Consider the following 22,493-nt stretch of genomic DNA (forward strand, 5'->3'; position numbering starts at 1 on the left):
GTGATGGGCGGCCGTCCTCATGTTGATGCGGAAGGTGTGAACAGTGAAAGGTCGATACGGGAACGGTCATGGTTGATTTTGCATCGCTTCCCATACGCGTGCTCCCGTACGTTCCCGTCTGCCGACCCGGATTAGGGCTGACGCTGACGACCCTCAGCGACCTGCGGGAACGCTACGGCGGCCTGCCCGATACGCCGTACCGGCTCGACTTCCACCAGATCATGCTGGTCGAGGAGGGCACCGGAACCCTGGCGGTCGACTCCCGCACCTACCACTGCCGGCCCGGGACCGTGACGTGGACGCGGCCCAACCAGGTGCTCCACTTCCTTCCCCGCCCGGACATGGAGGCGACGCTCATCCTGTTCACGGAGACGTTCCCGCCGCGGCTCGACAGCCGTCTGGAGATGCTCGACGACGTCCTGCGGCCCTGCCACTGGCAGCTGTCCTATGTGGAACTGGTCGCGTTCCGGCGGGTGGTCAGCCTGCTCCGGGACGAGTTCGAGGGACCCGACCGCGGACAGGGCGGGGACCTGCTCAGGCATCTGCTGGCCGTGGTCCTGCTCCACATCGACCAGGTCTGTTCCTGGCACCACGGGGGCGGCCAGGACGTGCCCTCCGCGGCCCGGACCATCGCCGGGGACGACCTCTTCCTGCGGTTCCGCCGCGAGCTGGACCGCTCGTTCCGCACGACGCGCCTGGTGGAGGACTACGCCACGGCCCTGGGGTGCACGGCGCGCACGCTGTCCCGCGCCTGCCGCACCGTCGTCGGCCAGCCCCCCAAGGAGCTGATCGACGCCCGGGTGGAGCTGGAGGCCCGCCGGCTGCTCGTCCACACGGACCTGCCGGTCGCTGCCATCGCCCGTCACCTGGGGTTCACCGAGGCCACGAACTTCTGCAAGTTCTTCGCCCGGCGGGCCGGCCGGTCGCCCGGCGCCTTCCGCACGGCTGCGCAGACCGGCGAGCTGGTGGTGTGAGGGCGGTGGCCGGCGAGGTCGGCCACGGGTTGTCCGTACATGCGGACACGCTTGTTTTCCACTCACTGGAAGGCCGGTTGTCTTCGCGTTTGTGAGCCGTGCACCCTGTTTTCGCGCGCTTCGGGGCGGCCACCTCCCGAAGACGACTCCGCTCGTGGCGACCAGGAGATCCGAGCGGTCGTGCGCCTTCTCTCCGGGACGGCCTGTCACGGTCCGTCCCCTGCCGATGCGCTGACGCATCGTCGGCTGCCCACCGTCAGTGGGGTCCTGTGGGTCCGTCGTCCGCACCCCCGGGATCCCGACCGGACTGCTCCGCTCTCCCACGCGGTGCAGGGAAGGACAGACCATGGCTGCAGTGACGGCTCAACAGGCCCAGGACTGGCTGATCGAGAAGATCGCCCACCGGCTGGGCGTGGACCCTGGCGAGGTCTCGCCCGAGGTGTACTTCGACGAACTCGACCTCGACTCGACCGAGGCGCTGATCCTCGCGGGGGAGATGGAGAACTGGCTCGGCTTCGAGCTGAACACCACCGCCCTGTGGTACCACCCCACGGTGAAGGACCTGGCGGCCTACATCGCCGAGGAGTGCGCGCAGCGTGCGGCCGCGACGTGACGGGGACGGCGCCGTCCTCAGAAGCTTCCGGACCGCGGCTCCCGGCGGGCGCACGGTGTACGTCGTACACCCCGGGGCGCTGCCCGCGGACGTCTACCGGAACCTCGCCGAGGCCCTTCCGGAGGGCTCCGGCCTGACCGTGCTCGACCTGGGGGCACTGCCCGCCTACGCGCGGGCCGCGTGGACCGGCGGGCGCGCTGCCACCACCGTCGAGGAGCTGGCCGCGGGCCTGCTCGACCTGGTCGGCGGGAGCCTCGCCGAGGCCCCGGCCCCCTCCGGCGGGGGCGGACACGCCTTCGCGGGGTGGTCCTTCGGCGGGGTGCTGGCCCTGGCCATGACCCACCTGATGCCGGCCGAGCGGCGCCCCGCGCGGCTGGTGCTGCTGGACAGCATCGCCCCCACCGAGGGGTACAAGCAGCCCGACGAGGCGCTCGAACCCGCTCTGCTCCTCGACTGGTTCGCGATGTACCTCGGCGCCAAGCGGGGCCGTCCGGTACCGGTCGACGCCGCGCGGCTGGCCGGGTGCTCCGTCGACGACGGGCTGCCGGCCGTGCTGGACGCGGCCGCCGCCTCCGGCGCCCTGCCCCCGGACACCCCGCTGCCCGGACTGCGCAAGCTCTACGAGACGTACGTCGACGGGCTGCTGCGCAACAACCGGCTGACCGCCGTCCACCACCCACGCCCGGCCGAGCTCCCGCTGGTGCTGGTCAAGGCGGAGCGCAGCCTGGTCCCGGGCGACCCGGCGCTCGGCTGGGGCCCGCTCGCCCCCCGCGGCCTGGCCGTGCACCGCTGTCCCGGTGACCACTACACCATGCTCAGCCGGCCCGACTCCGCCGCCGTGATCGCCCGGCTGGTCCACCCCGCCTGAGCCCGGCCCGGCCACTCATTCCCCCTCCCCCCCGTCCCGGGTGTCCCCTGCCCGGCCGTCCGATCAAGAGAGCCTTGCCGTGAACGCTTCGCAGCAATCCGAACTCGATCGTCGGCTCGCCCGAGACCCGATCGCCATCGTCGGTCTGTCGGCCCTGTACCCCAAGTCCCGTGATCTCAGAGAGTTCTGGACCAACGTCGTCGAGGCCGCCGACTGCATCGAGGACGTCCCCGCGACGCACTGGAGCGTCGAGGAGCACTACGACCCCGATCCCTCGGCTCCCGACAAGACGTACTCCAAGCGGGGCGGCTTCATCCCCACGGTGCCCTTCAACCCGCTCGAATTCGGTCTGCCCCCGAACACCATCGAGGTCACGGACGTCCTCCAGCTGCTCAGCCTGGTCGTCGCCCGCGACCTGCTCCGCGACGCCGGCGCCGACCAGGAGTGGTACGACGCCTCCCGGACCGGCGTCGTGCTCGGCGTGACGGGCGCCAACCAGCTCACCCAGCCGCTGTCCGCCCGGCTGCAGACACCGGTGCTCAAGGAGGTCGTGCGCAGCTGCGGGCTCTCCCGGCGGGACGCCGAGGAGATCGCGGAGAAGTTCAAGCTCGCCTTCGCGCCCTGGGAGGAGAACTCCTTCCCGGGCATGCTCGGCAACGTCGTCGCCGGCCGGATCGCCAACCGGCTGGACCTGGGCGGCACCAACATGACCATCGACGCCGCGTGCGCGAGTTCGCTCGGCGCGGTGAAGGCCGGGATCAGCGAACTGCTGGAGCGGCGCGCGGACACGATGATCGTGGGCGGCTGCGACGCCGAGAACACGATCTTCATGTACCTGTGCTTCAGCAAGACGCCGGCGTTCTCCAAGTCCGGCCGTATCCGGCCGTTCGACGCGGACGCCGACGGCACGCTGATCGGCGAGGGCATCGGCATGCTGGCGCTACGCCGGCTGTCGGACGCCGAGCGGGACGGCAACCGGATCTACGCGGTGATCCGCGGCCTCGGCTCCTCCAGCGACGGCCGGTTCAAGTCCATCTACGCCCCCCGCAAGGAGGGCCAGATGACCGCGCTGCGCCGGGCCTACGAGGACGCCGACGTCTCCCCCGCCACGATCGAGCTGTTCGAGGCGCACGGCACCGGGACGGCGGTGGGCGAGGCGACCGAGCTGTCGGCGCTGACTGCGGTCGTCTCGGAGTACACCAAGGACACCCCGGACACGCAGTTCGCCGCCGTCGGCAGCGTGAAGTCGCAGATCGGCCACACCAAGGCGGCGGCAGGCGCGGCCGGCATGATCAAGCTCGCGCTCGCCCTGCACCACCGGCTGCTGCCGCCCACCATCAACGTCGAGCGGCCCAACCCCGCCGTCGACTGGGAGAACAGCCCCTTCTACGTCAGTGCCCGCACCCGCCCGTGGATCCGTCACCCGCGCCGGCCGCGGCGCCGGGCCGCCGTCTCCTCGTTCGGGTTCGGCGGCACCAACTTCCACCTGGTGATGGAGGAGCACGGCGACGGCGACGACCTGAAGGTCATGTTCCCCGTGGCGCGGGTCCGGCTGTGGCACGCCGCCGACCCCGAGGCGCTGGCGGCCGCGCTGGAGAGCGGTGCCGAACCCGACGGCGGTCCGGTGCCCGAGGCGCACGCCCGCATCGCCCTGGTGGCCCGCACCGAGGAGGAGTTCGCGACGCTGGCCACGCTCGCCGTGGGCGAGCTGCGCGCCAAGTCCGGGCAGGAAGCCTGGTCCCACCCGAAGGGCGTCTACTACCGCCGGGCGGCCGCGCCGGTGGGCAAGGTGGGCGCGCTCTTCGCCGGGCAGGGCAGCCAGTACGTGGAACTCGGCCGGACCGCGGTGCTCGCCCTGCCGCCGCTGCGTGCGGCCTTCGACCGGGCCAACGCGGCCTTCGGCGACCACGCGCGGCCGCTGTCCCGGGTCGCCTTCCCGCCACCGGCCTTCGACGAGGCGACCCGCACGGCGCAGGAGGACGAGCTGCGCCGCACCGAGTACGCCCAGCCCGCCATCGGCGCGCTGTCCGCCGGCCAGTTCGCCTACCTCCGCGAACTCGGGTTCGTGCCGGACGGCTGCCTCGGGCACAGCTTCGGCGAGCTGACCGCGCTGTGGGCCGCGGGAGCCGTGGACGACGAGACGTACTTCGCGCTGGCGCGGGCCCGGGGCGCGGCGATGGCGCCGCCGCCGTCCCGACCGGGCTTCGACCCGGGCGCGATGGCCGCCGTGTCGGCCCCCGAGGAGCGGGTCGAGCGGCTGCTCGCCGACCATCCGGGGCTGGTCGTCTGCAACCGCAACGCGCCCGACCAGATCGTGGTCGGCGGCGCCACCGACGCGGTCGAACGGCTGGTGGAGGCGGCGGGCGCGGCCGGGATCCGCGCGCTGCGGCTGCCGGTGTCGGCGGCCTTCCACACGCCGTTCGTGGCCCACGCCGTGGAGGAGTTCGGCCGCCATGTGGCGGCCGCGGAGATACGGCAGCCGCGCTGCCCGGTGTACGCCGACAGCCCCGGGGCGTCGTACGGGGCGGACGCCGACGCCAACCGGCGCGTCCTCGTCGACCAGCTCGTGCAGCCGGTGCACTTCGCGGACCGGGTCGAGGAGATGTACGCGGCGGGCTTCCGCACCTTCGTCGAGTTCGGGCCCAAGGGTGTGCTCACCCAGCTGGTGCGCCGCATCCTCGGCGACCGGGAGCACTTCGCCGTCCAGCTCGACCCGGGGGCCGGCGGCGACGCGGACACGGCGCTCAAGCGGGCGGTCGCGCAGCTGGCGGTCCTCGGCCTGCCGCTCGTGACCACGGACCGCTATGTGTCCGAGCCGCCGGTGGTGGAGCCTGTGAAGGGCCTGACGATCCCGCTGAACGGCATCAACCACGTGCCGGACGCGCGGAAGGCGGCGTACCGGGAGGCGCTGGAGAACGGGTACCGGGTGGGTGCGGTGGCGCCGGAGGGCGTGAAGGTGCCGGTCATGGCGTCGGGGGGGTCCGGTGGGTCGGCGGCTCCGGTTCCGGCGCCGGCTCCGGTGCCGGTTTCCGGGTCGGCATCAACTTCGGGGCCGGGATCGGCTCCAGGGTCGGCATCGGGTCCGGCTTCGGCTTCGGGGGCCGCTGCGGCGGATGGGGGGTCGGTTGCGGCTGCCGCTCTGGGCGAAGGTCCTGTTCCCGCTGGCGGTTCGGGTCCGGCCCCGCTGTCCGGCGACGGCCACCCGCCCGCCGCCGTCTCCGCCGACGTCCCGGCCACGGTCGGCGTCCGGAGCCCCGCGGCGGCGCCTGCGCCCGGCACGGCACCCGGCGCACCGTCCCTCACCGCAGACCTCTGGGAGAGCGAGCCCGTGGAACACGCACAGACCCCGCCCGCGCCGGCCGGCGACGACCGCCTGTCCGGTCTGATCGCCGACCACCTGGCTCTGCACGACGAGTACCTCAAGGGCCAGCTGGACAGCGCCCAGCGCCTGGTCGGGCTGCTGGAGCGCGCCACCGAGCAGGGCTGCCCGGAAGCCGTCGTGCCGGGAGTGACCGCCGTCAAGGAGCACGGGCTCGCCATCGGGCGTACGCATCTGCGGGCCAACGAGGTACTGCGGGAGCTGGCCGCCCTGGAACTGGGCGCGGTGGCCCCGGCCGCCCCGTCCGCCCCGGCGCCCGTGCGGCCGGAGGAGCCGGACGCGCCGAACGCACTGCCGGACGGCCCGGACGCGCTGACGGCACCGCCGGAGGAACCGATGGCCCTGCCGTCCCCCGTGCCGGCGGGGGAGCCGGTGAGTGTGCCGTCCCCGGTCCGGCAGGCCCCGGCCCCGGAGCCGGTGTCCGAAGCCCTGGCCTCGGCGACACCGTCAGACGTCGCGGCTCCCGCGGCCGGGACAGCACAGTCGGCCGGGGTCTCGGCGGACGAGGTCCGCAGCGTGTTGCTCCGGATCGTGTCGGACAAGACCGGCTACCCCGCCGACATGCTCGACCCCGGCATGGACATCGAAGCCGACCTCGGCATCGACTCCATCAAACGCGTCGAAATCATGGGCGCCCTTCAGCAACACTTCCCCACCCCCACCCAGGTCGGCCCCGAACAACTCGCCGAACTGCGCACCCTCGACGACATCGCCACCTTCGTCACCCAACTCGCCGACACCACGGCCCACACCACCGACACCGCCCCCCAGGCACAGTCAGCCGGCGTCTCGGCAGACCAAGTCCGCAGCGCCCTGCTCCAGATCGTCGCCGACAAAACCGGCTACCCCGCCGACATGCTCGACCCCGACATGGACATCGAAGCCGACCTCGGCATCGACTCCATCAAACGCGTCGAAATCATGGGCGCCCTTCAGCAACACTTCCCCACCCCCACCCAGGTCGGCCCCGAACAACTCGCCGAACTGCGCACCCTCGACGACATCGTCGCCTTCGTCGCCGGACTGGCCGGGCCTGCCGACGCCGCGGCCGAGGCGGCACCTGAGTCCGAGCCCGAGCCGGTGCACACGCCCGGGCCACGGCGTGAGGCCGAGCCCGGTGCGGACGGCCGGGCTGCCGACTCCGCCGGTATAGGCCGCGGGCAGGCCGTCCTCGTGGAGCTGCCGGTGCCCGACCGTGCCGTGGGGGCGTACCCGCAGGGCGCGACCGCGCTCGTCGTGGACGACGGGAGCACGGTCGCCAAGGCGGCGGCGGACCGGCTCCTCGAGGAGGGCTGGCGGGTGAACGTGCTGCGGCTGCCCGGCGTGCCCGAACGCGTCGACGCGGCGGCAAGTCACGCCCTCACCGGCTGGGACCCGGACGAACTGGCCGCGGCGGTCGAGGGCTTCCGCGCCGAGCAGGTCCACCTCGTCCTGACCGTGCACGGCCGTACGGACGCGGACGGCGTGGACTGGGCCGAAGGGGTCCACCGGCTCTCCCACGCGCTGCTGGTGGCCCGCCACCTGGTCGGCCCGTTGAGCAAGGCCGCTGCGACCGGGCACCGGGCCGCGTTCGTCACCGTCACCCGGCTCGACGGCGCGTTCGGGCTGCACGGGGTCGACGAGGACACCGTGCCCGCGGGCGGTCTCGGCGGTCTGGTGAAGACCCTCGCGGTGGAGGCCCCGGAGGTGTTCTGCCGGGCCGTGGACCTGGCTCCCTCGCTCACCGCGCAGCAGGCCGCTGCGCTGGTGCTGGACGAGGTGCACGACGCCGCTTCCGGCCCCGTGCAGGTGGCGTACGACGGTACCCGCCGGGTCGGGCTGGGCCTCGGTGACAAGCCGCTCGGCGACGCCGGCACCGAGCCCGTCCCCGTCACCTCCGAGGACCTGCTCGTCGTCACCGGCGGCGCGCGCGGGATCACCGCCCGGTGCGTCACCGCCCTCGCCGCCTCGCACCGCCCCGGTCTGCTGCTGCTCGGCCGTACCCCCCTCGGCGACGAGCCCGGGTGGGCACGCGGGGTGACCGACGAGGCCGCCCTGAAGGCCGCCGCCGCCGAGCACCTGAGGTCGGCCGGTGAGAAGCCCACCCCGAAGCGCGTGGAGCGGCTGTACCAGGGGGTCGTCGGTGAGCGCGAGGTCCGGCGGACGCTGGCCGACCTGCGCGCCGCCGGCAGCGAGGCCGTGTACCTGGCGGTCGACATCACCGACGCCGAGGCGACGGCCGCCGCGCTCGCCCCGTACCGGGACCGGGTCACCGGCCTGGTGCACGGCGCGGGTGTGCTCGCCGACCAGCTGATCAGCGCCAAGAAGGCCGCGGAGATCGAGCGGGTGTTCGCGGTGAAGCTGGGCGGCCTGCGCAACGTCGTCGCGGCGCTGCCCGCCGAGCGGCTGCGGCACGTGCTGCTGTTCTCCTCGGTCGCCGGGTTCTTCGGCAACCGAGGCCAGTCGGACTACGCGATGGCCAACGAGGTGCTCAACGCCTGGGCGTCGGCGTTCAAGCGCAGCCACCCGCGGGCCCACGTGACCGCCCTGAACTGGGGCGCCTGGGACAGCGGCATGGTCTCGCCGCAGATCAGGACGGTGTTCGAGGAGCGCGGCATCACCCTGATCCCGACCGGGACCGGAACGGAGCTGTTCACCGAGCAGTTCGCCCCCGAGCGTGCCGGTGACGTGGTGACCGTCCTCGGCCCGACCACCCCGCTGTCGGAGCGCGAGCCGGCCGCGCCCGCGCCGGCCGTCCTGGAGCGGAACCTGGGCGAGCTGGTGACGGACCCGCTCGTCGCGGACCACGTGATCGGCGACGCACCGGTGCTGCCGGCCGCGGCCGCCCTGGGCTGGGTCGCGGGTGCCGTGGAGCGCGTGACGGGACGGACGGTCGGCGAGATCCGCGACTTCGTGGTCCACAAGGGCGTCGTCTTCGACGGCAGCCTGGACGGACGGTTCCGGCTCGCCATCGATCCGGCGCCCGACGGCACGCAGGCCGATGTGTCGATCCGCTCGGTGAGCGGCGACGGCTCGCTGCGCCCGCACTACGCGGCACGGGTCATGCTCCGCGACACCGGCGCGCAGCAGACCCGGCAGGTGAGCGGTCTGCCCGCGTTCGGCGGCGGCGAGGACGCCTCCCCCCTCTACTCCGACGGCACGCTCTTCCACGGCGCCTCCCTGCGCGGTCTGCGCCGGATCCTGCGGGCGGAGGAGTCGCGCCTGGTGATCGAGTGCGCGGTGCGGGAGCACCGGCCCCAGGGGGGCGCGTTCGGCAGCAGCCGGTACGCGCCCGGTACCGCCGACCTGCTGCTCCAGGCGGCGCTGGTGTGGATGCGGCGCTACCGCGACACGGCCTGCCTGCCCACGGCCGTGTCCCGGGTCGACCTGTACGAGCCGCTGCCGGACGGCGAACCGTTCGCCGTCGTGGTGGAGCCGGTGTCCGCCAACGGGACGAGCGCCTCGCTCACCGTCACGGCGTGCGGTCCCGACGGCCGGGTGCTGGCCCGGTTCGCCGGGGTGTCCCTGGTCTCGACCCCGCAGCTGGCGGTCAAGTTCGCCGGCCGCTGACCCCACGCCCGGCCCGGCGGGTGCCGGAGGGCCACCGCACCGGCCCTGCGGCACCCCGGGAACCCTGGAGGGAGACCACTAGCTGTCATGAGCAAGTTCGCGATCGTCGGGATCTCGTGCCTGTTCCCCGGGGCGGACACCCCCGACGCGTTCTGGAGGAACCTGCGCGACGGCGTCGACAGCCGCAGGGACGGCGGCGAGGAGGTCTTCGGCCCCGCCGGCGACGGCCTCGACGCCGACCCCGCGCACCGCATCACCTGCCTGCGCGGCGGGTTCGTCACGGGCTTCACCTTCGACCCCACCGGCTATCTGCTGGACGCCGGGGACCTGGCGCGCCTGGACCGGGTCTTCCACTGGTCGCTGCACACGGCGCGCGAGGCCCTGCGCGACAGCGGCCACGACGGCCGCTCGGAGCTGCTGGCCCGCACCGGCCTGATCATCGGCGACTACTCGTTCCCCACCCCGGCCTCCGCACGGATCAGTGTGCCGCTGGTGCACGAGGCGGTGCTGGACGGCATCCGCCGGGCCGGCGTCCCCGCCCCGGACGCGGGTCCGCTGCTCGATGCGGCCGCCGTGGCCGCGCCCGACGCCCGGGTCAGCGGCGCCCCCGCCCGGATCACGGCGGCCGCCCTGGGCCTGGGCGGCCCCCGCTACGCCCTGGACGCGGCCTGTTCGTCGGCGCTGTACGCGCTGAAGCTGGCCTGCGACCACCTGAGCGCCGGGCAGGCCGACCTCGTCCTGGCGGGCGGGGTGTGCGCCCCCGACCCGACCCTCATCCACCTGTCCTTCTCCGACCTGCACGCCTATCCCGAGGACGGCGTGAGCCGGCCGTTCGACGCCCGCTCCACCGGCATCCTCACCGGGCAGGGCGCCGGCATGGTCGCCGTCCGGCGGCTCGCGGACGCCCTCGCCGACGGCGACCGCGTCTACGCCGTCATCGACGGCATCGGCCTGACCAACGACGGCGCGGGCCGCCACCTGCTGGTGCCCAGCCCGGCCGGCCAGCGCGGTGCGTACGAACTCGCCTACCGGCAGGCCGGGTTCGGGCCCGAGCAGGTCGACTACCTGGAGTGCCACGCCACCGGAACGCCCATCGGAGACACCACCGAGGCGGAGTCCGTCGCCGCCTGGTTCGGCGCCGGGGGCGGCACGGTTCCGCCGCTGGGCTCGGTCAAGGGCAACCTCGGGCACCTGCTCACGGTCGCGGGACTGAGCAGCCTGCTGAAGGTGATCCTGGCCATGGGGCACGGCCGGATCCCGCCGACGATCGGTGTCGAGCAGCCGCTGACCATGGCCGACGGGCGTGAGGTGCCGGTGGTACGCGAGGAGCGCCAGTGGCCGGCGGTGCCCGGGCGGCCGCGCCGGGCCGCGGTGTCCGCCTTCGGCTTCGGCGGCACCAACGCCCACGTGGTGCTCTCCCAGGAGGCGACGAGCCCCCAGGAGCCGCAGGGACCGGAGAACCCGCAGCGGCCGGAGGACGCCGGGCGGGTGACGCCGCCCGCCCTGGACGTCGTGGGCCTCGGCGCCCATTTCGGGACCCTCGGTTCCGTGGCCGCCTTCGAACGCTCGCTGTACGACGGCACGGACGGCTTCCGGCCGCTGCCCGAGCGGCGCTGGCGGGGCCTGGAGGACACCGCCGGGGGCACCCTGGAGCGGGCCGGTCTGCACCGGCCGGCCCTGCCGGAGGGCGGCTTCGTCGACGGCGTGGAGATGGACCCGGCCGACCACCGCATCCCGCCCGCCGACCTGCGCAACTACAACCTCCAGCACGCGCTCGTGGCCCAGGCCGCCGACGAGGCGCTGCACGACGCCGGGTACAGCCGGGAGCTGCCGAAGGGCGGCACCGCGCCCGCGCCGCGCCGGGTCGCCGTCGTCGTGGCCATGGAGATCGAGCCCAGCGCCCACCTGCACCTGGCCCGTCACGGCCTCGGCGGCTTCCTGCGCCGGGCGTACGACGAGGCGGGGCTGGAGCTGACCGGGGAGCAGCGCGCGGCGCTCGCGGGTGCCGCCCGGGACGCGGTGCACGAGCCGATCGTCGCCAACGAGGTGCTCAGTTACATCGGCAACATCATGGCGAGCCGGATCTCCTCGCTGTGGAACCTCACCGGGCCGTCCTTCACCGTCTCCTCCGACGGCGCGGGGACCGCCGAGGCCCTGCAGATCGCCCGGCTGCTGCTGCTCGACGAGAGCATCGAGGCGGTGCTCGTCGGCGCGGTCGACCTGGCCGCCTCGCCGGAGAACCTGCTGCTGCGCACCCGGGACGCGGGCGCCCCGGCCGCCGGGGCGGGGCTCTGCTTCGGCGAGGGGCAGCGCGGCTGGCGCATCGGGGAGGGCGCGGGCGCGGTCGTCGTCACCCGGCCCGGCGAGGGTGCCCGGCCCGCCTACGCCCGGATCGACGCGGTCGCCGTACGGCACGCCCGGCCCGTCGGCGGCAGGCTGCCCGAGGCCGACGCGGACACGCTCGCCGAGGCCGCCGAGGAGGCGCTGGCCGCCGCGGGCATCGGCCCGGGCGACGTCGGCTACGTCGAGGCCCACGCGGGCGGCACGCCCGGCCAGGACGACGCCGAACTGCGGGCGCTCGCCCGGGTGTACCCGGCCGGGTGCGGCGGCGCGGTCGCGCTCGGCAGCGCCAAGGCCCAGGTCGGCGACGCCCGGGGCGCCGCGGCGATGGCCGGCCTGCTGCGGGCGGTGCTGTGCCTGCACCACGCCTACCTGCCCGGCGCCCCGGGCTGGCGCCGGCCCGCGCCCGAGCTGGCCGGCCACTTCGCCGCGTCCGCCCTGCACGTGCCGGACGCCTCGCGGCCCTGGCTGCGCGGCACCCGGCCCCGGCGGTACGCGGCGGTCAGCGTGATCGGCTCCGACGGTGCCCACAGCCATCTGGTGCTGTCGGCCGAGCGGACCCGCGGTGATGTCGTGCCGTCCGACTGGCGGCGCGCCGGCGCCCCCGTGGTGCTGCCGCTCGGCGCCGACGACCTCGACGGGCTGCTCGCCGAGGTCGAGCGGCACCGGGAGCTGCTGGCCGACGGCACCACGGACCCGTACCGGGTGGCGCGCGCCGCCGCCGGGACGCCGGCCGGCCGCAGGCTGCGCGTGGTGCTCGTCGGGCGGGACGCGGCCCAGCTGCGGCAGCAGCTCGACCTGGCGGTCCAGGGCCTGCCCGAGGCGTACGCCCGGGGCAGGGAGTGGACCACCCCGGCGGGCAGCTGCTTCGCGCCCCGGCCGCTCGGGCCGGACGCCAAGGTCGCACTGGTCTACCCGGGCGCCTTCAACTCCTACCCCGGGCTCGGGCAGGACCTGTTCCGCGCCTTCCCCTCCCTGCTCGGCCGCTTCGAGGCGGAGGCCACCGACCCGGACCGGATGTTCCGCGCGGCACAGCTGTACCCGCGGACCCAGGTCACGCCGGGCCGTCGCGAGCTGATGGAACTGGAGTCACGGCTGGGCGAGGACATCCCGTTCATGCTCGCCACCGGCACCACCTTCGCCATCCTCTACACCGACCTGGTCCGCGACCTGCTGGGCGTGCCCGCGCACGGCGCGTTCGGCTACAGCCTGGGCGAGAGCAGCATGCTCTTCGCCACCGGCGGCTGGCTGCGCTCGGCCCGCCGGGACGACCGGATCAGCGCCACGCCCCTGTTCCGCGACCGGCTGTGCGGCCCGCGGCGCACGGTCCGCGAACTGTGGAACCTGCCGGATTCCCTGCCGGACGAGGAGGTGTGGGGCAGCTTCGTGCTGCTGGAGTCCGCGGACCGCGTCCGTGAGGCGCTCGAGCGGTACGACCGTCTCGACCGGGTGTTCCTCACCCACGTCAACACGCCCGGCGAGGCGGTGATCGCCGGTGACCCGGCCCAGTGCCGGTCGCTGATCGAGCAGCTCGGCTGCCCGGCGACCCGGTCGCCGGTCGGGTCGGTCATGCACTGCCCGGTGGTGGACGGGGAGCTCGACGGCCTCGCCGAGCTCAACGACCACCCGACGGGCTCGGCCGGCGGCCTGGAACTGTTCAGCGCGTACGACTACGGGCCCGTCCCCGGGCTCCGGCAGTCCGAGGTGGCCCGGCGCATCGCCCGCACGCTGCGCGGCACGATCGACTTCCCGCGCCTGGTGCGCACGGCCTACGAGCGGGGCTTCCGGTACTTCGTCGAGGCCGGCCCCGGTGCCACCTGCACCCGGTGGGTGCACGAGACGCTGGCGGACGTGCCGCACGTGGCGGTGTCCGTGGACCGGCGCGGGGTGCCCGCCGCCCGGTCCGTGGCCCAGCTCGCGGGCCGGCTCGCCGCGCACGGCCTGCCGGTCGACCTGGCCGGGCTGCTCGGCCCGGACACCGAGGCCACCCCGTCCGGCGCCCACCGCGCCCGACTGCGCGTCCGCGTCGGAGGCGGCGCCCCGATCCCGGCGACGCTCGCCCAGGCCGCCGCCTCGCTCCGGCGCGACGCGCCGGCATCGGTCCCCCAGGCCGGACCGACACCCACGGCGGCACCGGAACCGGCAGATGCCACAGCGCGACCGCACACACCGGAGCCCCGGACCGCCCGACCGGCGGCCCACCCGCATCCTCCGGAGGCCGCAACCGCCCGACCGGCAGCCCAGCCGGCCCCTGCGGAGGCCGGAACCGCCCGACCAGCGGCCCAGCCGCTCCCCCCGCAAGCACCTGCCCGACTGACGGCCCAGCCGGCCCCTGCCGAAGCAGTGCCCGCCCGGCCGACAGCCCAGCCGGTTCCTCCGCAAGCAGCGCCCGCCCGACCGGCGGCCCAGCCAGCCCCTGCCGAAGCAACGCCCGCCCGTGCCGGTACGCACACCGCACCCCGACCGGCCCAAGCCGGAACGGAACCCGCGGGCACCGCACCCCGACCGCCCCACGCGGGAACGCACCCCGCACGCACAGCCCCTCGACCCACCCCCGCCGGGACGCAAACGGCGGCGGCGTCACCGTCCCGTCCGGAACCCCGGCCGGCTCCCGCAGCCCCGCGGCCCGGCCGGAGCGCGTCCCACCGTGGTTCTCCCTCCCCGGCCCCCGTCCCGGACCCCGGGACCGCCGCGCCCGTCTCGTTGGAGGTACCCGACCCGATGCCCGCCGACCCGAGCCTCGCCGACCCCGAGGCCATCACCTTCGAGGGCGAGCCGGTCTCCTTCCTGCCCTGGGCGGAGCCGGACCCGTCCGGCACCCCGGCTGCCGTTCCCGCGCCGGGAGCGTCGCAGCAGTCGTACGGGACTCCCCCACCGCCACCGTCGTACGGCACCGGACCGCGCCGGCCGGAGCGTCCCGTCGGTCCGGTCTCCCCGGCCGTCGGCGACCTGGTCCGCGACATCCGCCGGCAGGTCCTCGCCACCCACTCGGTGGTCATGGAGACCCAGCGCGTCCTGCAGCAGCACACCCTGGCCCGTACGGAGGCCCTGCTCGACGGCCGCGGGCGGGCCGAAGGCCTGCCGGGCGCGCGGCGGCCCGCTCCCCCGCTCCCGCCGCCGGCCCCGCGGCAGCCCGGTGTCATCTGGGACCACGAGCAGCTGCTCGCCTTCGCCACCGGCCGGATCGCCGACGTCTTCGGCCCGGAGTTCGCCGAGATCGACGGCTACGCCAAGCGGGTGCGGCTGCCCGCTCCCCCGTACCACTTCGTCACCCGCGTCACCGGCCTGGAAGCGAAGACCGGCGTCTTCGAGCCGTCCTTCATCCGCACCGAGTACGACGTGCCCGAGGACGCCTGGTACGCCGTGGACGGCGGGGTGCCGCCGGCCGTGGCCATCGAGGCCGGCCAGTGCGACCTGCTGCTCATCAGCTACCTGGGCATCGACTTCCGCAACAAGGGAGAACGCGTCTACCGGCTGCTGGACAGCAAGCTCGTCTTCCACGGCGACCTGCCCCGCACCGGCCAGACCCTGCGCTACGACATCTCCATCAACCGGTTCGTCCACCAGGGCGACACCACGCTGTTCTTCTTCAGCTACCTCTGTTACGCCGACGGCGAGCTGATCCTCGAACTCAAGGACGCCTGCGCCGGTTTCTTCAGCCAGGCCGAGCTCGACTCGCCCCTCGGCATCGTCTTCACCGACAAGGACCGCAAGCGGCGGGCCGAGCTGACGAGGACCTGGTTCAAGCCGCTGGCGTACACGGACCGCGACCATCTCACCGCCGCCGACCTGGAGCTGCTGGCCGCGGGCCGCCCCGGGGACGTCTTCGGGCCGCACCACGCCCAGGATCCGGGGCTGAACCCGGCGCTGCGACTGCCGGACGCGAAGCTGCGCATGGTCGACGAGATCCGCATCGACCGCACGGGCGGGCCGCGCGGCCTCGGCGCGATCACCGCGTTCAAGTACCTGGAGCCGGACGCCTGGTACTTCGAGTGCCACTTCCCCGACGACCCGGTGCTGGCCGGGTCGATGGTGGCGGAGGGCGCGGTGCAGACCCTGCAGGCCTATCTGCTGCACCAGGGCATGCACCTGGTGCTGCCCGACGCCCGCTTCCAGACGATCATCGGTCTGGAGACCGAGGTGCAGGTGCGGGGCCAGATCACCCCGCGCCACCGCGAACTGCGCTACGAGATCGAGGTCATGGAGCTGACGCTGATCCCGCGCCCCTCGGTGGTCGCCGACATCCTGGTCTACCTGGGCGACAAGCCGGTGATCCGGATGCGCAACTTCGGCATCCAGATCCGGGAGAAGCCCGGCACCCCCTACCGGCCGCAGGCGGGCGGTGTTCCGGAGTTCCTGGGCCGCCGCAACCGCGCCGGCGAACCCGCCATGATCAACGAGCTGCACCTGGCGCACGCGGCCAAGGGCGACCTCGGCACGGCCATGGGCCCGGAGTTCGACATCTACCGGGAGCGCCGGGCGCCCTACATCCCCAACGGGGACTTCCAGTTCGTGGACCGGATCATGTCGATGACCGGCACCCGCGGGCAGCTCGTGCCCGGCGCGCAGATGGTCACCGAGTACGACTCGCCGCCGGACGCCTGGTACTACCGCGAGAACTCCCACCCGCACATGCCGAACTGCGTGTACATGGAGACCTCGCTGCAGGCGGCGATCCTCCTCGGCTACTACCTCGGTGCCACGCTGGAGCAGCCGGAGACCGAGTACTCCATCCGCAACCTCGACGGCACGGCCACCCTGGTCAAGGAGCTCGACCTGCGGGGGAAGACGGTCCGGCACCACTCGACACTGCTGATGACGAGCGCCGTGTCCGGTTCGGTGCTGCAGAAGTTCCGGTACGAACTGTCCGCCGACGGCGAGGTGTTCTACGAAGGCGAGTCGCTCTTCGGCTACTTCAGCGAGGCCGCCCTCGCCCACCAGGTGGGCCTGGACAACGGGACGTACGCCGCTCCGTGGATCGAGCGGGAGCAGCCTGCGGCCGCGCGGGTGCGCCGGATCGAACTGCCCCACGACGCACCGGCGTTCACCGACCCGGCGGGCGGCCGGCTGCACCTGCCCGGCGGGCACTTCCACCTCGTCGACCACGTGGACCTGGTCACCGACGGCGGCAAGTACGGCGCCGGATACCTGCACGGGTACCGCCGGATCCGGCCCGACGAGTGGTACTTCGACTGCCACTTCCACCGCGACCCGGTGATGCCGGGCTCGCTGGGCGTGGAGGCGATCCTGCAGGCGCTGCGGCTGTTCGTCCTGGAGCAGGGCCTCGCCGAGGGGATCGAGGAGCCCCGGTTCGCGGTGGCGTCCGGGGTGCCGATGAGCTGGAAGTACCGCGGCCAGATCCTGCGCCAGGACCCGGAATTGAGGTTCGACGTGCACGTCAAGGAGGTGCGCCGGGACGGCGGGCGGCTGCTGGTGATCGCCGACGCCGAGCTGTGGAAGCCGGGCCTGCGCATCTACGAGCTCACCGATGTGGCCGTCGAGGTCCGCCCCGACCGTCGCGACCAGGTCTGAACGAGGAGACCTCAGCCATGAATGCCACGGACCACCGGACCACGCCGCTGCGGTGGCACGGCGAGCACGGCCCGAGCACCGACCCCGCGGGGGTCTACCGGGTCCTCGCCGACCTGGACCGTCCCTGCTTCGTCGTCCGCACGCCCACGGGCCTCGGCGCCGTCTCCGGCGGACGGGTCGTCGCCGGCGGCTCCGCGCAGGGGCTGCCGCTGCTGGCCGCCGCCGCCCCGCTGCCCCCGCGCGCCCTCGGGTCGGCCGCCTTCCTGGCCGCGCACGGCGTCCGGCACGCCTACATGGCGGGGGCGATGGCGGGCGGCATCGCCTCCGCCGACCTGGTGATCGCCCTGGCCCAGGAGGGGTTCCTCGCCTCCTTCGGGGCGGCCGGGCTGCTGCCGGAGACCATCGAGAAGGCGCTGATCCGGTTCGCCGAGGAGATCCCCGGACTGCCGTACGCGGTCAACCTGATCCACAGCCCCAGCGAGGAGCGCCTGGAGCGCGAGGCGGTGGAGCTGTTCCTGCGGTACGGCGTGCGGTGCGTGGAGGCCAGCGCCTATATGGACCTCACCCCGCACGTGGTGCGCTACCGGCTCGCCGGGCTGCGGCGGGACGCGTCGGGCGCGATCGTGGCCGGCAACCGGCTGATCGCCAAGATCTCCCGGCCCGAGACCGCCGAGCGCTTCATGCGCCCGGCACCGGCCACCATGGTCAGCGCCCTGCTCCAGCAGGGCATGATCACGGCCGAGCAGGCCGACCTGGCGAAGTACGTGCCGATGGCCGACGACGTCACCGCCGAGGCGGACTCCGGCGGGCACACCGACCGGCGGCCGCTCACCGCGCTGCTGCCGGCCATCCTGCGGCTGCGTGACGCGGTGCAGCGCGAGCACCGCTACCCGTCCCCGATCCGGGTGGGCGCCGCGGGCGGCCTGGGCTGCCCGACCTCGGTGGCCGCCGCGTTCGCCATGGGCGCGGCCTATGTGGTGACCGGTTCGGTCAACCAGTCGTGCGTGGAGTCGGGGGCGTCGAAGGCCACGAAGAAGCTGCTCGCCGAGGCCGGCATCGCGGACTGCGACATGGCGCCGGCGGCCGACATGTTCGAGATGGGTGTCGAGCTGCAGGTGCTGAAGAAGGGCACGCTGTTCCCGATGCGGGCCAGGCGCCTGTACGAGCTGTACCAGAGCTACGACGGCCTGGAGCAGCTGCCCGACAGCGAACGAACCCGGCTGGAGACGCAGATCCTGCGGCGCCCGCTGCAGGACGTGTGGCAGGACTGCGTCGGCTACTTCGAGCGGCGCGACCCCGAGCAGCTCAGGCGCGCCGAGGACAACCCGAAGCGGAAGATGGCCCTGGTGTTCCGCTGGTACCTGGGCATGAGCTCGCGCTGGTCCGTGGTGGGCGATCCCGACCGGGTCATGGACTACCAGGTGTGGTGCGGCCCGGCGATGGGCGCGTTCAACGACTGGGTGACGGCCAGCTACCTGAAGGCCCCGGGCAACCGCCGGGTTGCCGACGTGGCCCACCACCTGATGCGGGGCGCCGCCTTCCACACCCGGCTCGCCCAGCTGCGGGTCAGCGGGGTGCGGATCCCGCCGTCGGCGGCCGACTACCGGCCGGTGCCGCTGGAGTCGCAGCCCGCCGGGTCGCTGGAGGGCACCCGATGAGCGCGCTCGTGCGGGAACTGCCGGCGGTGGTGGCCGCCGAGGAGGTGGAGCGGCTGCTCGGCGACCCGTACGACGACACCGGTCCGTACGGGTTCGCGGCGGCCGTCGCCCGGGACGAACGGGACGCCTTCCCCGAGGAGTTGTGCGCCGTGCTGCGCGGCGCCGGGTTCCACCTGAACTACCTGCCCAAGGAGTGGGGCGGCGGTTTCGAGTCCTTCGACCGCTGCATGGTGCTGGTGCGCACCGCCGCCCGGCGGGACCTGAACGTCATGCCGGGCACCATGTTCGGCATCACCGCGGCCACCTGTCTGGCCCTGCACGGCTCGCCGCCGCAGCAGCGGTACGCGGCGGACGTCCTGCGGCGGGGCGGCGCGGTCGGCTTCGCGCTGTCGGAGGCCGAGCACGGCAGCGACCTGCTGGCCAACACGGCCCGGCTGGAGCGGGACCCGGCCGGCGGGTGGCGACTGACCGGTGAGAAGTGGCTGGTCGGCCTCGGGCGGCGGTGTGAGGCGGTGTACCTGGTGGCGCGCACGGGTGAGCGCGGGCCGGGGGCGTTCTCCGCGGTGCTGCTGGATGTGGCCGGCGATCCCGTGGGCTTCGCGCGCAGCGCGCCGGTGCGGTGCGGCGGCATGCGCGGCATCGACTTCGCGCACCTGCGCTTCGACCGGTTCCCCGTGCCGGAGGCCGCTCTGGTGGGCCGGGTGGGGCAGGGCCTGGAGGCCGCGGTGAAGGCCCAGCAGGTGGTGCGGGTGATGAGCATGGCCGGCAGCCTGGGCTGCGGCGACACCGCGCTGCGCCTGTGCCTGGACTTCGCCGCCGGACGCCGGGTGGGCCGTACGCCGCTCACCGAGACGCCGTACACCCGGCGGGAGTTGGCGATCGCCGCGGCCGCCCTGCTGGCGGCGGACGCCACGGCGCTGGCGGCGGCCCGGGGCATCCACGCGGCGCCCGAGGTGTTCAGTGTGTGGGGCTGCGCGGCCAAGCACGCCGTGGCGGAGGCGACCGAGGAGCTGATGCGGCGTTGCGCCGGGGTGCTGGCCACCCGCTCGGTGCTGCGCGGCGAGGGCCCCGGCGGGGGGCTGTTCCAGAAGCTCCAGCGGGACGCGGCCCTGGTCCGGGTGGTGGACACCAGCACGGTGGCCAATCTGCGGTCGTTCGCCGCCCAGCTGCCCGCCGTGACCCGGGCGGCGGCCGGCGAAGAGGCGGCGGAGTTCGTCCGCACGGTGTTCGACCTGCGGGCGCCGCTGCCGCCGTACGAGCCGGAGCGGCTGGACCTCAACGCGCGGGGCCGTGATCCGGTGACCGCCGCGCTGCCCGCCGTCGCCCGTGAGGCCTCGGCCCGGCTGGCCGCGCGCGGCGCGCACCGGGCGGCGGGCCTGGTGGACCGGCTGGCCGCCGCTGTGGCGGGACTGGCGGGCGAGGCGGCGGGCGCCGAGGGGGCCACCGGCCTGGTGGATCTCGCCGAGCGGTTCGCGTGGCTGCACGCCGCGGCCTGCTGCCTTCACCTGTGGTGGGCCAACTCCGAACTGCCGCTGTACGGGGCCGAGTCCGGCTCCGCCGAGTGGCTGGGCGGCTGCCTCGGCTTCCTGCTGGCGCGGGCCGACGGCGCCGATCCGCGGCGCGCGGCCGACGCGCAGCTGCCCGCGTTCGACACGGCCGCCGCACTGCACCGGGCCGGGCTGCTGTTCTCGGCCCTGCCCGTCCGCCTGGCCCCCCGCCGGCCTGCCCCCCACCCCGCACCGCGACCGTAGGGAGACACCGTGCCGAAGGCAGACCTCACCGACCTGGCGCGGCGGCTGGAGCAGCACCTGGGCGATCCGCACGACCCGGCGAGCCGCATGCCGTTCGCGCGCGTCCTCGAACTCGACGAACGCGAGGAGTACCCCTACCCCTACGTCAACCTGCTGCTGCGGTGGGGCGCCATGGATCACTCGCTCCCCCGCGAGCAGGGCGGCAAGGCGGGCGATGTGGAGATCGGCTTCAACCTGATGCGGCTGATCGCCCGCCGCGACCCCACCACCGCCACCGCCTTCATCATCACCGCCCTCAGCTTCATGCCCGCCTGGATCGCCGGCACCGACGAGCAGAAGCGCGACCTGGTCGGCAGGATCCGGCGCGGCGCCCGCTACTGCTGGGGCCTGTCGGAGCGCCGGCACGGCAGCGACCTGGCCGCCAACGAGCTGACCGCCGAGCGGACCGAGGGCGGCTGGCTGCTCAGCGGCGAGAAGTGGCTGATCGGCAACGGCCGGGTCTCCGACGGGATCAGCCTGCACGCCCGCACCGACCCGCGCGGCGGCCCCGGCGGTTACTCGATCTTCGTGGTGGACAAGCGCGCCGCGCCCGCCGGGACCGTGGAGGAGCTGCCGCGCGAGCGGATGCACGGCCTGCGCGGGCTGGACATGAGCGGGTTCCGCCTGCACCGGGTGTTCGTCCCCGACTCCGCGCTGCTCGGCCGCGAGGGCCAGGGCCTGGAGATCGCCCTGCAGGCCTCGCAGACGGCCCGGTCACTGATCAGCGGCATCGCCCTGTCCGCCGTCGACACCGCGTTGCGGGTCACGCTGGACTTCGCCGAGCGGCGGGTGGTGTTCGGGCAGACCGTCAGCGACATCCCGTACTCCCGGCGCCAGCTCGCGGAGGTCTTCGCGGACCTGATGGTCGCGGACGCGGTCAGCCTGGGCGCGGTGCGGGCGCTGCAGGTGGTGCCCGAGCAGACCAGCGTGTGGTCGTCGGTGGTGAAGTACTTCGTGCCGACCCTGCTGGAACGCACGATGTCGCAGCTCAACGTCGTCCTGGGCGCCCGCTTCTACCTGCGTGACCACCCGCACTACGCGATCCACCAGAAGATGCTGCGGGATCTGCTGGTCGCCAACTTCGCCGACGGCAACACCGTGGTGAACCTGAAGAACATCGCCCTGCAGCTCGACGGGCTGCTCGCCGACGCCGCGTCGGCGCCGGCCGGACGGCGTGCGGCCGCCGAGGAGCACGCGCGGGTGCTGTTCGGCATCGACCGGGAGATGCCGCCCTACCAGCCGTGGCGGCAGGAGCTGTTCAGCCGGGGGCTGGACGACGCGCTGCTGGCCGCGCCGGACGCCCTGGAGCGGCTGCGGGCGCTGGCCGCCGACGCCAAGGGCGAGGAGCGTGACTGGCTGACGCGGGCCGCCGAGGTGGCGGCGGAGCTGTTCGACCACGCCGCGTCGGTCCGCGCCCGCGCGACGGCGCTGAAGTCCGCGCTGGGCCGCGGCTACGGCCAGTCCGCCGAACTGTTCGACCTGGCCAAGGAGTACTGCCTGCTGCACGCCACCGCGGCCTGTGTGCACACCCATGTCCACTCCGCCGCCGCGCTCGACGACCCGCTGCCCAGCGGGGCGCTGCTGCTGCTCCAGCTGGAGCGGCTGCGGCGGCACCTGCGGCCCCATGAGGCCGTCACCGACAGCGCGGCCGTGGACGGTGTGATGCGGGTGCTGCGGCATCTGCACCGGGAGGACCGCCTGTTCTCGTACTGGCAGTTGCCGCTCGCCAGGCGCGGCGACCTCGCCCATGCCGGCCGGTGACCCGCGGCCGCACGCCGGCCGCCACGGAA

The 22,493-nt window shown here is 74.3% G+C and carries 8 protein-coding genes; all 8 read left to right on the top strand.

Translation table 11 applies throughout. The annotated features are described in order from the left end of the window. The first annotated feature begins 68 nt into the window (after nt 1-68). The 8 genes from AB0K80_RS23520 to AB0K80_RS23555 all read left to right on the top strand — a co-directional run bounded on the left by AB0K80_RS23520 (nt 69) and on the right by AB0K80_RS23555 (nt 22,464). Entirely contained in the window at nt 69-974 is a 906-nt protein-coding gene (locus AB0K80_RS23520; protein ID WP_365672687.1) for a helix-turn-helix transcriptional regulator, read from the top strand. Nucleotides 975-1,320: 346 nt separating this feature from the next. Then, nucleotides 1,321-1,587: an acyl carrier protein gene (locus AB0K80_RS23525; RefSeq protein WP_365672691.1), complete on the top strand. Its 267-nt coding sequence runs from the start codon at nt 1,321-1,323 to the stop codon at nt 1,585-1,587. Next, on the top strand, nt 1,571-2,455 hold the full coding sequence (locus AB0K80_RS23530; RefSeq protein WP_365672693.1) for a thioesterase domain-containing protein: 885 nt from the start codon (nt 1,571-1,573) through the stop codon (nt 2,453-2,455). Before AB0K80_RS23525 ends, AB0K80_RS23530 begins: the two co-directional genes overlap by 17 nt. 79 nt (nt 2,456-2,534) lie before the next feature. Then, a complete protein-coding gene (locus AB0K80_RS23535; RefSeq protein WP_365672695.1) occupies nt 2,535-9,383 on the top strand; it encodes an SDR family NAD(P)-dependent oxidoreductase in 6,849 nt (2,282 codons plus the stop codon). 87 nt (nt 9,384-9,470) lie between these two features. Beyond that, entirely contained in the window at nt 9,471-17,255 is a 7,785-nt protein-coding gene (locus tag AB0K80_RS23540) for a beta-ketoacyl synthase N-terminal-like domain-containing protein (protein WP_365672697.1), read from the top strand. Between the two features lie 17 nt (nt 17,256-17,272). Then, on the top strand, nt 17,273-18,913 hold the full coding sequence (locus AB0K80_RS23545; RefSeq protein WP_365672699.1) for a PfaD family polyunsaturated fatty acid/polyketide biosynthesis protein: 1,641 nt from the start codon (nt 17,273-17,275) through the stop codon (nt 18,911-18,913). Next, nucleotides 18,910-20,664: an acyl-CoA dehydrogenase gene (locus tag AB0K80_RS23550; RefSeq protein WP_365672701.1), complete on the top strand. Its 1,755-nt coding sequence runs from the start codon at nt 18,910-18,912 to the stop codon at nt 20,662-20,664. Before AB0K80_RS23545 ends, AB0K80_RS23550 begins: the two co-directional genes overlap by 4 nt. Before the next feature lie 9 nt (nt 20,665-20,673). After that, nucleotides 20,674-22,464: an acyl-CoA dehydrogenase gene (locus tag AB0K80_RS23555; RefSeq protein ID WP_365672703.1), complete on the top strand. Its 1,791-nt coding sequence runs from the start codon at nt 20,674-20,676 to the stop codon at nt 22,462-22,464. Nucleotides 22,465-22,493 lie beyond the last annotated feature (29 nt).

Source organism: Streptomyces sp. NPDC052682, from assembly GCF_040678435.1.
Lineage (GTDB): Bacteria > Actinomycetota > Actinomycetes > Streptomycetales > Streptomycetaceae > Streptomyces.